The sequence below is a fragment of the Shewanella holmiensis genome, from assembly GCF_025370255.1.
Taxonomy (GTDB): domain Bacteria; phylum Pseudomonadota; class Gammaproteobacteria; order Enterobacterales; family Shewanellaceae; genus Shewanella; species Shewanella holmiensis.
Genome location: NZ_JAMTCD010000007.1, coordinates 67,115 through 80,612, shown reverse-complemented (window position 1 = coordinate 80,612; position 13,498 = coordinate 67,115). Strand labels below are relative to the sequence as shown.

General features: G+C 41.4%; 15 protein-coding genes. All 15 read left to right on the top strand.

Annotated features, from left to right (window positions below):
• Nucleotides 1–101: 101 nt before the first annotated feature.
• Nucleotides 102–455 (top strand): flagellar hook-basal body complex protein FliE, encoded by a 354-nt coding sequence (gene fliE / locus NE535_RS07445; protein ID WP_261298022.1) that lies wholly within the window; start codon nt 102–104, stop codon nt 453–455.
• 65 nt (nt 456–520) lie between these two features.
• Nucleotides 521–2,200 carry a flagellar basal-body MS-ring/collar protein FliF gene (gene fliF / locus NE535_RS07440; RefSeq protein ID WP_261298119.1) on the top strand — a complete coding sequence of 560 codons (1,680 nt, stop codon included), beginning with the start codon at nt 521–523 and terminating at the stop codon, nt 2,198–2,200.
• Nucleotides 2,193–3,245, top strand: coding sequence for a flagellar motor switch protein FliG (gene fliG, locus NE535_RS07435; protein ID WP_261298021.1), 1,053 nt, complete (start codon nt 2,193–2,195; stop codon nt 3,243–3,245). The genes fliF and fliG overlap by 8 nt, the downstream gene beginning before the upstream one ends.
• Nucleotides 3,246–3,291: 46 nt before the next feature.
• A complete protein-coding gene (fliH, locus tag NE535_RS07430) occupies nt 3,292–4,386 on the top strand; it encodes a flagellar assembly protein FliH (RefSeq protein ID WP_261298020.1) in 1,095 nt (364 codons plus the stop codon).
• Nucleotides 4,355–5,695: a flagellar protein export ATPase FliI gene (gene fliI / locus NE535_RS07425; RefSeq protein WP_261298019.1), complete on the top strand. Its 1,341-nt coding sequence runs from the start codon at nt 4,355–4,357 to the stop codon at nt 5,693–5,695. The genes fliH and fliI overlap by 32 nt, the downstream gene beginning before the upstream one ends.
• 34 nt (nt 5,696–5,729) lie before the next feature.
• On the top strand, nt 5,730–6,176 hold the full coding sequence (gene fliJ / locus NE535_RS07420; RefSeq protein ID WP_261298018.1) for a flagellar export protein FliJ: 447 nt from the start codon (nt 5,730–5,732) through the stop codon (nt 6,174–6,176).
• A 176-nt stretch (nt 6,177–6,352) separates the two neighbouring features.
• The gene (locus NE535_RS07415) at nt 6,353–7,876 is read left to right on the top strand and encodes a flagellar hook-length control protein FliK (protein ID WP_261298017.1); all 1,524 of its coding nucleotides are present in this window, start codon (nt 6,353–6,355) and stop codon (nt 7,874–7,876) included.
• Nucleotides 7,877–7,967: 91 nt separating this feature from the next.
• On the top strand, nt 7,968–8,498 hold the full coding sequence (gene fliL / locus NE535_RS07410; RefSeq protein WP_261298016.1) for a flagellar basal body-associated protein FliL: 531 nt from the start codon (nt 7,968–7,970) through the stop codon (nt 8,496–8,498).
• 27 nt (nt 8,499–8,525) lie between these two features.
• On the top strand, nt 8,526–9,554 hold the full coding sequence (fliM, locus tag NE535_RS07405; RefSeq protein ID WP_261298015.1) for a flagellar motor switch protein FliM: 1,029 nt from the start codon (nt 8,526–8,528) through the stop codon (nt 9,552–9,554).
• 9 nt (nt 9,555–9,563) lie between these two features.
• Nucleotides 9,564–9,947, top strand: a complete 384-nt coding sequence (fliN, locus tag NE535_RS07400) for a flagellar motor switch protein FliN (protein ID WP_188841123.1) — start codon at nt 9,564–9,566, stop codon at nt 9,945–9,947.
• A 107-nt stretch (nt 9,948–10,054) separates the two neighbouring features.
• Complete coding sequence (gene fliO, locus NE535_RS07395) at nt 10,055–10,459, top strand: flagellar biosynthetic protein FliO (protein WP_261298014.1); 405 nt, start codon at nt 10,055–10,057, stop codon at nt 10,457–10,459.
• Entirely contained in the window at nt 10,452–11,210 is a 759-nt protein-coding gene (gene fliP, locus NE535_RS07390) for a flagellar type III secretion system pore protein FliP (protein WP_261298013.1), read from the top strand. Before fliO ends, fliP begins: the two co-directional genes overlap by 8 nt.
• An 8-nt stretch (nt 11,211–11,218) precedes the next feature.
• Nucleotides 11,219–11,488, top strand: coding sequence for a flagellar biosynthesis protein FliQ (gene fliQ, locus NE535_RS07385; protein WP_261298012.1), 270 nt, complete (start codon nt 11,219–11,221; stop codon nt 11,486–11,488).
• Nucleotides 11,489–11,492: 4 nt separating this feature from the next.
• On the top strand, nt 11,493–12,296 hold the full coding sequence (fliR, locus tag NE535_RS07380) for a flagellar biosynthetic protein FliR (RefSeq protein ID WP_261298011.1): 804 nt from the start codon (nt 11,493–11,495) through the stop codon (nt 12,294–12,296).
• A gap of 11 nt (nt 12,297–12,307) precedes the next feature.
• Nucleotides 12,308–13,441 (top strand): flagellar biosynthesis protein FlhB, encoded by a 1,134-nt coding sequence (flhB, locus tag NE535_RS07375; protein ID WP_261298010.1) that lies wholly within the window; start codon nt 12,308–12,310, stop codon nt 13,439–13,441.
• Nucleotides 13,442–13,498 lie beyond the last annotated feature (57 nt).

Sequence of the window (13,498 nt, the reverse complement as noted above, 5' to 3'; positions counted from 1 at the left end):
AGGTAGCTTTTTTGCTTTATTCTTCATATTGGCACTCAACTTGCTTTATCCCTATTAACAGATCTAGTTATCGTCAAATAATCGACGAATGGGAGTACAGCATGCAGATTAACGCCAATCCATTACTTCAAGAAATGCAGTCGCTTCGTGGCGCGATTACACCATCTAATGCTTCGAGTATGGACTCGATCATTCGTCCTAATTTAACTCAGCAAATTAATAACACCAGCGGTGCTGATTTTGGCCAACTGCTCTCACAAGCTGTGGGGCATGTTAGTGGCTTGCAGCAAACATCATCAAATTTAGCGACTCGTTTAGACATGGGCGATTCAACCGTGACCTTGTCTGATACGGTCATTGCCCGAGAAAAATCGGGCGTGGCATTTGAAGCAACCGTTCAAGTGAGAAATAAACTGGTTGAAGCTTATAAAGAAATTATGAGCATGCCGGTTTAACGGGTGGCAAACACCGGTTCGCTGATGAAAAAGAATAATAGTAGGGGCATATTGTGAGCACAGACATAATGGTAGGTTCAGATGCGGCACTTGATGGCGGCATTCAGCAAGAGAATAAATCTGGCTTGCTGAGCAATATGGGCGGTGCAGATATGATGCGTCAGGTGACCATGATCTTGGCGTTGGCGGTGTGTTTAGCGCTAGCTGTTATTATCATGATGTGGGCGCAGGAACCTGAATACCGTCCACTGGGTAAGATGGAAACCTCTGAAATGATCCAAGTTTTGGACGTTTTAGATAAAAACAAAATCAAATACGAAATCAATGTTGATGTCGTTAAGGTTCCAGAAGATCAGTATCAAGATGTGAAATTGTTGCTTAGCAGAGCGGGTATCGAAAGCAGTACCCAAAATGATGATTACTTAAGTAAAGACAGCGGCTTTGGCGTTAGCCAACGCATGGAACAAGCGCGCTTAAAACATAGCCAAGAATTAAATCTTGCCCGCACGATTGAAGAGTTAAAAAGTATTAGCCGCGCTAAAGTTATTCTGGCGCTACCAAAAGAAAATGTGTTTGCTCGAAATGCATCAAAGCCAAGTGCTACCGTGGTTGTAAGCTTACGTCGAGGCGGTTTAGGACAAGAAGAAATTGATGCTATTGTTGATATCGTTGGTTCCGCAGTTCAAGGGTTAGAGCCTGCACGCGTAACAGTGACAGACTCAAATGGACGTTTATTAAATTCAGGCAGTCAAGATGGCGCATCAGCTCGTGCGCGCCGTGAATTAGAAATAGTGCAACAAAAAGAAGCTGAATACCGTAAAAAAATTGACTCAATTTTAATGCCTATTCTTGGCCCTGAAAATTATACCTCGCAAGTTGATGTGAATATGGACTTTACTGCCGTAGAACAAACATCAAAACGTTTTGACCCAGATTTACCTGCACTAAGAAGTGAAATGACCATTGAAAGTAACTCTTCGGGTGGCAGTACAGGCGGTATTCCTGGCGCACTTACTAATCAACCTCCAATGGATGCAGACATACCGATGGAAGCTGGTGGCGCATCTGAAACCACGAAATCTTCTGATACTCATCGCGAAGCCACTCGTAACTTTGATCATGACACAACCATTAGCCATACGCGTCAGCAGGTTGGTCAAGTGCGTAGAGTCAGTGTTTCTGTTGCACTAGATTTTAAACCAGGCCCCGCAGGTGAAGACGGTGTTGTTACGCGAGTACCACGTACGGAACAAGAACTGACAAACATTCGACGTTTATTAGAAGGCGCGGTTGGTTTTAGTAGCCAACGTGGTGATGCATTAGAGGTTGTTACCGTACCCTTCATGGATCAGTTGATGGAAGAATTACCTGAACCTGATATGTGGGAACAACCTTGGTTTTGGCGAGCTATCAAGTTAGTGCTAGGAGCCTTAGTTGTCTTGGTACTGATATTAACGGTTGTACGTCCAATGCTTAAACGCCTTATTAATCCTGATGGTGTTAATATGCCTGAAGATGTGCGTCTAGGGCATGAGCTCGCAGAGATTGAAGATCAATATGCTGCGGATACCTTGGGAATGCTCAACAGTAAAGAAGCCGAATACAGTTATGCTGATGACGGTTCAATTCTTATCCCTAACTTACATAAAGATGATGATATGATTAAGGCGATTCGTGCACTTGTTGCAAATGAACCTGAATTATCCACTCAAGTAGTTAAAAACTGGTTACAAGACAATGGCTAATGAAAAAGTAGACAAAGTAGAAAAAGCTGAAAAAGGCGCCTTTGATCCTGAGTCTTTATCTGGGATTGAAAAAACGGCTATTCTGTTGCTGAGTTTGAGCGAAGCCGATGCCGCGTCAATTTTAAAGCACCTTGAACCTAAACAAGTGCAAAAAGTTGGTATGTCTATGGCGGCAATGCAAGATTTTGGTCAAGAGAAAGTGATTGGCGTGCACAAGCTTTTTTTAGATGACATTCAAAAGTTTTCCTCAATAGGCTTTAACAGTGAAGAGTTTGTGCGAAAAGCATTAACCGCGGCACTGGGCGAAGATAAAGCGGGTAATTTGATTGAACAAATTATTATGGGCAGTGGTGCCAAAGGTCTTGACTCATTGAAATGGATGGATGCACGCCAAGTTGCCACCATTATTCAAAATGAGCATCCACAAATTCAAACCATTGTTTTATCTTATTTAGAACCGGATCAAGCCGCAGAGATTTTTAGCCAATTCCCTGAAAATACCCGACTTGATTTAATGATGCGAATTGCAAACCTTGAAGAAGTGCAGCCTGCGGCATTACAAGAATTAAACGATATCATGGAGAAACAATTTGCTGGTCAGGGCGGTGCACAGGCAGCCAAAATGGGTGGCTTAAAAGCTGCAGCCAACATTATGAACTACCTTGATACAGGGGTAGAAAGTCAGATTATGGAAACCATGCGTGAGTCTGACGAAGAAATGGCCCAGCAGATCCAGGATATGATGTTCGTATTCGAAAATCTCATTGATGTCGACGACCGAGGTATTCAAGCGCTTTTACGTGAGGTTCAGCAAGACATATTAATGAAAGCACTAAAAGGTGCCGATGAAGCCTTAAAAGAGAAAATTTTAGGTAACATGTCCAAACGTGCAGCTGAATTATTGCGTGACGATCTTGAAGCAATGGGGCCGATTCGTATTAGTGAAGTGGAAGTGGCACAAAAAGAAATTTTATCGATTGCCAGACGATTATCCGATAGTGGTGAAATCATGCTTGGCGGCGGTGGTGGAGAAGAGTTCCTTTAACCGCAGTAAAAGTATCATTACATAGGCATTTAAAATTGGTTTAACTATGACAGACTCAAAAATATCCAAAAAAGTGTTAAATGTTGAGGATGAACATGAGTTCAGCCATTGGCAATTGCCGGATGTGACGCTTGATAATGCCGATAAGCCTTCAAATTTGTACGGTAAAAAAGCTGGCGCCTATCAATCATCAACACCTGCGGTAGAGCAGGCGGTAAAAATGCCCACAATGGCGCAGATTGAAGAGATCAGAGCCGATGCTGAACGAGAAGGTTTTGAACAAGGTAAGCTAGATGGTTTTCAACAAGGGTTAGAACAAGGTCGATTAGAAGGTTTAGCCCAGGGACATGAAGAAGGTTTTGCTCAGGGGGAAATACAAGGGCATGAAGCCGGCACAATTAAGGCAGAGCAATTAATCGCTCAATTTACTCAATTAATAAACCAATTTGAACAGCCTTTAGCTGTGTTAGATGCCGAAGTAGAAGCCGAATTACTGGCTATGACACTCTCACTTGCTAAAGCTGTTGTGCAGCAAGAATTAAAAATGCACCCAGAGCATATTGCCGCAACTATTCGTCAAGGCGTTGATGCTTTACCTATAAAAGAGCAACGTGTAAAAGTGAGGTTGCACCCTGAAGATGTCAATTTAGTGACAACCTTATATGGCCAATCTCAATTAACTCAAAATGATTGGGTATTAGAAAGCGATCCGAGTTTATCCCAAGGTGACGTGTTTATTGAAAGCTTGCGTTCCACGGTCAATTTAACCTTAGCACAACGGATTGAGCAAATTTTTACTCATTTGGATGCGCAGTCGCTGCAACTTAGCCATCAAGTTAATCTAGCAAAACAAGATGATAGTGTTTATCGCTCAAAAACTGTAGATGACTTAGCCAATGCACTCACTAAAACACCTAACACTGATGAGCAAGATAGTGATGTGAATTCGGGGAAAGAAGAGAGCGTTGCTCACTCCCAAAGTGATATGCCAGCTTTGCAGCCAGAAGTAAATCTTCAAACGAAGAGCGCCCCCCTAAATCCAATCTCGGACGAGCGTTCTATGCTCAATAGCGATAATGCAGTGGATGCAGTTGATCAAGGTGAAGTCGATGATAAACCGTCAACATCAATTACTGAATAAACTAAAAGTTCATCACCAAAGTGTTGTGCCACTTAGGCCCATTGCCAGTGGTCAATTGGTGCGTGTTGTTGGCTTAACATTAGAAGCTACAGGATGCAGAGCCCCCGTTGGTAGTTTGTGCTCGATAGAAACCATGGTAGGTGAATTGATTGCAGAAGTGGTGGGTTTTGATGATAAATTACTCTATTTGATGCCAGTTGAAGAACTGCGCGGAGTCTTACCTGGAGCCCGTGTACAGCCTTTGGGTGAGCAATCCGGTTTAAGTGTTGGATTTAGCCTATTAGGCCGTGTGTTAGATGGCAGTGGTCAACCCTTAGATGGACTTGGTCCGTTAACAACCAATGAGCAAGCGTCTCGCCACCCTCCTTATATCAATCCACTTTCTCGCCGCGCGATAACCGAACCTTTAGATGTTGGCGTTCGTGCGATTAATGCGATGTTAACCGTGGGTAAAGGTCAGCGCATGGGGTTATTTGCAGGTTCTGGTGTCGGTAAAAGTGTGCTGTTAGGAATGATGACCCGCGGCTCTAATGCCGATGTAATTGTTGTTGGTCTAGTGGGCGAACGTGGTCGCGAGGTAAAAGAGTTTATTGAAGAGATTTTAGGTGAAGAGGGACGTGCACGTTCTGTGGTTGTAGCGGCTCCTGCTGATACTTCACCACTGATGCGTCTTAGAGCATGTGAAACATCTACCCGAATAGCAGAATATTTTCGAGACTTAGGCTACAACGTCCTACTATTGATGGATAGCTTAACCCGTTATGCTCAGGCGCAGCGTGAAGTCGCCTTGGCGATTGGAGAGCCGCCAGCGACTAAAGGCTATCCTCCTTCGGTATTCGCTAAATTACCTAGATTAGTTGAGCGAGCTGGTAACGGTGGTCCTGGACAAGGTTCAATTACCGCATTTTACACCGTATTAACTGAAGGTGATGATCAACAGGATCCTATTGCTGACGCATCACGCGCCATTTTAGACGGTCATATTGTGTTATCTCGTCGCCTGGCTGATTCAGGCCATTATCCTGCTATCGATATTGAGCAATCTATTAGTCGTGTGGCACCTATGGTTATCAGTGCTGAACATTTAGAAGCAATGCGCCGTGTAAAACAAATGTATTCTTTATATCAACAAAATCGTGATTTGATTTCCATTGGAGCCTATTCACAAGGTAGTGATCCTCGAATAGATAACGCTATTAGATTACAGCCTGCGATGAATGCGTTTTTACGTCAAGGCTTTAAAGATGCCATTAGTTTTGAAAATAGTGCCCTTATGATGAGCCAAATAGCGGGCCAATGTCAGAATTAATCCTTTCATTGCATAACGGTCTTTAGGAAAAAACATGGCAAGTGATCCGTTAATCATCGTCCTTAAATTAGCGACAGAAGCAGAAGAGCAAGCTGCAATGCAGCTTAAATCTGCTCAGTTTGAAAAACAAAAAAGACAAGGCCAATTAGATGCTTTAAATAATTACCGCCTTGATTACATGAAACAAATGAAAGGACAACAAGGTCAAAGCCTAAGTGCCAATCAATATCATCAATTCCATCAATTTATTAAGCAAGTCGATAACGCCATTATTCAGCAGGTGGCTGCAGTTCAAGATGCAGAGCAACAAGTAGGATACCGTCAAACTCATTGGTTGGAGAAACAGCAAAAACGCAAAGCCATTGAGATGTTACTCACGCAAAAAGCTCAAAAAGCTCAAATTGCAGAATCCAGACGCGAACAAAAAATGTCGGATGAATTTGCCATGCAACAATATATTCGCCAACGCCGAGACAAATAACGGTTTAATTCTCAAAAAATAATTGGCATCCATTTTGCTTCATACTCGTTATATTAAAATTAATCGTCAGTGAAGTGACGTTTTTCATTTTAGTTTATTGTGTTTTTATTCTAAAAAAACTTATATGGAAATGATGATTAATTTATTCTTTAGGTTGAGTTTGCGGAGCATATAATATGCAACAGATGAGCAATATCCTTTTAGCGGGTAACGGTACAAATAAGTCCTCGCAAGTAAAAGATACAATGCAAGTGTCTGATAATCAGTCATTCCTTTCTGTCTTTAATCAAGCTAACCAAACATCATCATTTAAAAATGCCGATTTAGCTGATACTAAAAAAACATCAGAGTTATCAGGCATCATGAGTACTGAAGTCGACTTGTCAGAGCCTATTGATGAAGGAGATGTTGCTCTCATTTTTGCTCAGCTTGATATGGCGCTGTCATTTGACAAGGTAAAAACAGACGGAAAAATTTTGCCGCATGACGATATTGCATCGAATGAAGACCAGGTGATGTTAGATGAAAGCGTCTTTGACTCAACAATTTTACCTATATTCGATGAGGCATTTGCCGAAGATACTCAAGCGGTAGAGGCTATATCAGGCAGTGAAATGATAACTGATGAATTATTTGTCGAAACAATTCATGCCCCTTTACCGGAAGAGTTAAATGCTGCTTATTTAACTTCTTTACCAGCTTCTCAAATGGAACAGCTTAAGACGTTTGCATCGTTAACAGAAGCAGAGCTCGCTTCGTTATCACATGATGATTTAGCTAAAATAGTCGATGACTTTAACTTACAGTCTCCTGTGCTTGATGATTCTATTCTTGATTTGGTTGATGTGGACTTGGTTGATGCAGACAAAGCAATCCAAGTTGCTCAGGTAACCACAGGGTTTACTACAGTAAAAGATGTCAGCAAAGAGTCGGCTGACAAGTTTGCAAAACAAAGTCAATCAGCCATCGCCGCATCTACAAGTGGCGATAAGGCGAATATTTTAGGTACAGAAACTGATTTATCGGGCAATGGCGCGACTCCTTCATTAGATGCCAGTAATAAAACTCAACTTTCGGTTGAGCTTATTAAACCTAATGCTGTAGCTGCAGGTGCTACTTCAGCAACACTTGATAAAGCCCTAATCTTTGATGGTTTATCTACCGTTGAAGAAAGTGTTGATACAAAGGCTTTGCAAAATCAAAGTAGCTTTACTCCCATTCATAAAAGTGATGTCCCTCAGTTTCAATTAGCATTAAAACAACATGGCGAGTCTCAAGTGCAAATGCAGGAGATGATCCAGCGTTTTTCTCCCGTAATGAAACAGCAATTAATTACCATGGTGAGCAATGGCATCCAGCAGGCTGAGATACGTTTAGATCCTCCTGAGCTAGGCCATTTAATGGTCAAGATTCAGGTTCATGGTGATCAAACACAAGTGCAGTTCCATGTTGCTCAAACTCAAACCAGAGATTTAATTGAGCAGGCTATTCCGCGCTTAAGGGAAATGTTAGCTCAAGAGGGATTACAACTTGCGGATAGTCAGGTTTCTCAAGGTGGTGGGGGGCGTGATGGCCAATCACAAGAATCATCTCAAGGCACAAGCCAACAACATGATTTGGATGAAAATTCAGCATTAGAGCATACAATGTTTCAAAATCATTCAGAGAGTTTGCAATCAGGTATAGATTATTACGCTTAAGTCGGTAACCTATAGAGATATTATTATGTATTCGGTTAATACTAAATATAATTAACCTCTGTTATGTCGCTCAAGCGTGTTAGGAAGTGTAATGGCTGAAGAATTAGAACTTAATGAAACAAATGCGGAACCTAAAAAGGGAAATAAATTAATTCTTTTTGGCGGTATTGGCATTGTTGTCGCAATCCTTATAGGTGTTGGAGCATGGTTTTTTCTCGGTTCTGACGACCAAACTGTCGCAGCTGATTCCAGTGACTCTGCTGCAGGTTCTTCGGAACAAATGGAGTCTAAGACTTCAGGACTTGAAGCTAATTATGTTGGAATGCCAAGGCCTTTTTTGTTCAATTTGCCTGGGGTTGACCGAGCACGTTTAGTTGAAATTAAAGTACAGTTAATGGTTCGTGGAACGGATGATGAAACAATGGTCAAAAAACACATCCCATTAATAGAAGATGCTTTATTAACCACATTTAGTGGTGCCGATGTGCAGAAATTAAGCACGCAAGCGGGCAAAGATGAAATGCGGCAATTAGCCCTGTTGAGTGTGCAAAACACATTACAATCCGTAACCGGTAAAACCGTGGTTGAAAAAGTGTTGTTTACCGGTTTTGTAATGCAGTAATCCTGACTGGATAGTTAAGGTGATGATGTGAGTGATTTATTAAGCCAAGACGAAATTGATGCGCTTCTTCATGGAGTTGATGATGTTGATGAAGACGACATAGATGACGGTGGAAATGATGCGAGGTCGTATGACTTTTCATCTCAAGACCGGATCGTCCGTGGCCGTATGCCAACGTTGGAAATTGTTAATGAGCGTTTTGCGCGTCATTTGCGGATCAGTATGTTCAATATGATGCGTCGTGCCGCTGAAGTGTCAATTAATGGCGTTCAAATGTTAAAGTTTGGCGAGTACGTACACACACTTTTCGTGCCTACTAGCTTAAATATGGTGCGTTTTAGTCCATTAAAAGGCACCGCGCTAATTACCATGGAAGCTCGATTGGTGTTTATACTAGTGGACAACTTTTTTGGCGGTGATGGTCGTTTCCATGCCAAAATTGAAGGTCGAGAATTCACCCCAACAGAACGCCGCATTGTTCAGTTATTATTAAAAATTATTTTTGAAGATTATAAAGATGCTTGGGCTCCGGTAATGGATGTCGAGTTTGAATATTTGGATTCAGAAGTTAACCCCGCGATGGCTAACATCGTCAGTCCTACGGAAGTGGTTGTGATTAACTCTTTCCATATTGAGGTCGATGGTGGTGGCGGTGATTTTCACATCACCTTACCTTATTCCATGATAGAACCTATCCGTGAGCTGCTGGATGCGGGCGTACAAAGTGATAAACAAGATACAGATATGCGTTGGTCTCAGGCTTTACGAGATGAAATCATGGATGTGCAAGTCGGCTTTGACGCTAATATTATTGAACATGAGTTAAAGCTTCGCGATGTAATGGATTTTAAAGCGGGTGATATTATCCCTATTGAATTGCCTGAACACATTATGATGCGCATTGAAGATTTACCAACATACCGTTGTAAACTGGGGAAATCTCGCGATAATTTAGCGCTTAAAATTAGTGAAAAAATACCACGACCAGAAACGGTTAAGTCAGAATTACAATTGGTAACACGCAAAGGTAAGTCGCGTGATATTTCAGATTTATAAGGTGAAGTGATGAGTACTGAAGATACTGGTGATGATTGGGCCGCAGCCATGGCAGAGCAAGCTATTGAAGAGGCTCAGCAAGTTGAACTTGATGAATTAGTTGATGATTCTAAGCCTATTTCGAAAGAAGATGCGGCAAAATTAGATTCTATTCTTGATATTCCAGTGACGATTTCAATGGAAGTCGGGCGCAGTTTTATTAGCATCCGCAATTTGTTGCAACTTAACCAAGGTTCGGTAGTTGAATTAGACCGCGTCGCAGGTGAACCATTGGATGTGATGGTCAATGGTACTTTGATTGCCCATGGTGAAGTGGTTGTCGTCAATGATAAGTTTGGTATTCGACTCACAGATGTCATTAGCCAAACAGAGCGGATTAAGAAACTCAAATAAGATCAGTTTGTTGCTTTATTGATCTGTATTTAACGACAACCACTAAACTGTTTTATGCCTCAGATTGTTGCTAAAACATTTAGTGGTGTCTGGTTCAAGGATTAATTGTGTCATATCTTACGGTTCTTTTATCTAACGCAGCAGTCGCTATTGAAGAAACAACGGCTTCACAAGTTGTTTCGTCTGGCAGTAATAGCACAAGTTATGTGTCTACATTCGCCAACATGTTAGGTGGATTAATCGTTGTTATCGCGTTAATCTTTTTACTCGCCTACATAGTCAAAAGGCTTAATCTTGTTCCGAGTCAAAATGCAGTAATTAAAACGATTGCAATGACGCAAGTTGGACAAAAAGAAAAGTTGATGGTAGTTGAAATTAATCAACAACAATACCTCCTAGGCGTGACGCCACATCAAATAAATCTACTCGATAAATTAGCTCAACCGATTGAAGAATCAAACCACTCATTTGCGAAGAATTTACAACAAGCTAAGGAAAGACATCATGAGTAAAGGGTTGCAAGGTCTATTCTGGGGCTTTATTGCCGCAGCCTTTATTTGGTCTTCAGGTGCGGCGGCTCAAGATGGGATTTTACCTGCATTAACGGTCACAACCGGTGCCGATGGTGCTACCGAATACTCAGTGACAATGCAGATTTTGCTGTTAATGACGGCAATGAGTTTTATTCCTGCAATGGTCATTATGTTGACGTCTTTTACCCGAATTATTGTGGTGTTATCTATTCTTCGTCAGGCATTGGGGCTACAACAAACGCCATCGAATCAGGTATTGATTGGCATCAGTATGTTCATGACTTTTTTTATCATGGCGCCCGTGTTTGATAAAATTTATGCTGAAGCGGTTGAACCGTACATGAATGAGTCGATGACGTTAAATCAAGCCTATGATGTGGGTAAAGAGCCGATAAAAGCGTTTATGTTATCTCAGGTTAGAACCACAGACTTAACAACTTTCATCGAAATATCAGGCTATAAAGACATTAAATCGCCTGAACAAGCGCCAATGAGCGTCATTATTCCCGCCTTTATTACCAGTGAATTAAAAACCGCATTTCAAATTGGTTTCATGTTGTTCGTGCCATTTTTGGTGTTAGATTTGGTGGTAGCGAGTATTTTGATGGCAATGGGTATGATGATGCTATCGCCAATGATTGTGTCATTGCCCTTTAAGATAATGCTATTTGTATTGGTTGATGGTTGGAGTTTAGTTATGGGAACCTTAGCCAATAGCTTTGGGATATAGGAGGGGATATGTCTCCTGAGTCCTTAATTGATATTTTTCGAGAAGCGCTGTCGATTATTGTATTGATTGTATCGGCCATCATTTTACCTGGCTTAGCGATTGGTTTAGTGGTCGCTGTGTTCCAAGCTGCCACCTCTATTAACGAACAAACCTTAAGCTTTTTACCTCGATTATTAGTTACCTTGTTTGCGCTGATGTTTTTAGGGCACTGGCTAATACAAACAATGGTCGATTTCTTTCTGGAAATGGTTAATCTTATTCCCGTAGTGATAGGTTAAGTTAATGGACATTTTGTTTGATGAAATCAGTCAGACAATTGCCATGTACCTATGGCCGCTTTTTCGTATTTCTGCGATGTTAATGACCATGACGGTTTTCGGCGCGAATACCACTCCATCACGTGTTAGATTAATGCTGTCCGTCGCTTTTACTTTTGCAATCGTACCCGTGCTTCCTCCTGTTGAAAACGTTGAATTATTTGCACTGAGCTCAGTATTTATTACCTTACAGCAAATTTTGATAGGCACTGCCATGGGCTTTGTCAGTTTGATGATGATGCAAACGTTTGTGTTAACTGGTCAAATTATTGGTATGCAAACCAGTTTAGGTTTTGCGTCTATGGTTGATCCCGGCTCGGGTGAACAGACGCCAGTTGTCAGTAATACATTCTTGTTACTTGCAACATTAATTTTTTTGGCTGTGGATGGGCATTTATTGATGTTTCGTATGATGGTGGCCAGTTTTGAAACTATTCCCGTTTCAAACCAAGGCATTAATATATCCACTTATAGAAGTCTGGCTGAGTGGGGCGGTTATATGTTTGGCGCAGCACTCACCATGTCAATTTCAGCCATCGTGGCTTTGTTATTAATTAACTTGTCTTTTGGCGTAATGACTCGGGCATCACCCCAATTAAATATTTTCTCTATTGGTTTTCCTGTCACTATGGTCAGTGGCTTGTTGATTCTATGGTTAACTTTGGGGCCAATTATGGCTCACTTTGATGAGGTGTGGTTGGCTGCGCAATTATTGATGTGTGATATTTTACAACTGCAATGTCAAATTGATGGTGATGTGACTTTTTAAGGATGCTGTAAATGTCAGAAGCTGATAGTGGTCAAGAACGCACAGAGCAGCCTACCAGTAAGCGCCTTGAACAGGCGCGTGAAAAAGGTCAGGTTGCTCGCTCTAAAGAGTTAGGCACTGCTGCTGTATTGCTTGCTGCATCGGTTGGTTTTGCCATAACAGGACCGGCGATTGCCACAAGTTTATACAATATGATGAAACAAATTTTTACCATGGAACGGGCTCAAATCTTTGATACTAACTCTATGTATCGAGTGTGGGGAGTTGTTGGTAATGAGCTTGCGTGGTCATTATTTAGCTTTATTGCCTTATTAGCCTTGGTGTCATTTTTAGGTAATATTGTGCTCGGAGGCATGTCTTTTTCAGTCAAAGCCTTCATGCCTAAAGGCAGTAAAATGAACCCTATGAATGGCTTTAAGCGCATGTTTGGTACTCAAGCTTTGGTTGAATTAACCAAAGGTATTGCCAAGTTTTCTGTGGTTGCAGTGGCAGCTTATTTATTACTAGATATCTATTTTTACGATATTTTAACCCTTTCAAGCGATCATCTTCCCGGTAATGTCTACCATGCATTAGATTTGCTGGTATGGATGTTTATTGTATTGTGTTCTTCTATGTTGTTAATTGTTGTGATTGATGTGCCTTTTCAAATTTGGAATCACAACAAACAGCTCAAAATGACCAAACAAGAAATTAAAGATGAATATAAAGACTCAGAAGGTCAGCCGGAAATCAAAGGTCGAGTAAGGCAAATGCAGCGTGAAATCGCTCAGCGAAGAATGATGGCCGAAGTTCCTAATGCAGATGTTATTGTGGTAAACCCTGAGCATTATGCCGTAGCGGTGAAATATGATGTTAGCCGTTCATCTGCGCCATTTTTGATTGCTAAAGGTGTTGATGATGTTGCGTTTAAAATTCGTGAGATAGCCCGTGAACATGATGTTGCCATTGTTTCAGCTCCGCCATTAGCGCGAGCGATATATCACACAACTAAAGTAGATCAGCAAGTACCAGAGGGCTTATTTACGGCAGTCGCTCAAGTGCTAGCCTATGTATTTCAATTAAAACAATATCAAAAAGGTAAGGGGCGTCGGCCAACTCCTGTGCCGCTAAAACAACCTATTCCAGATGATTTAAAACACTAATACTTTCTGATGTTATACGGATTGGCTTAGTTCTTGCTTTTACTGTTTGAACGTGTC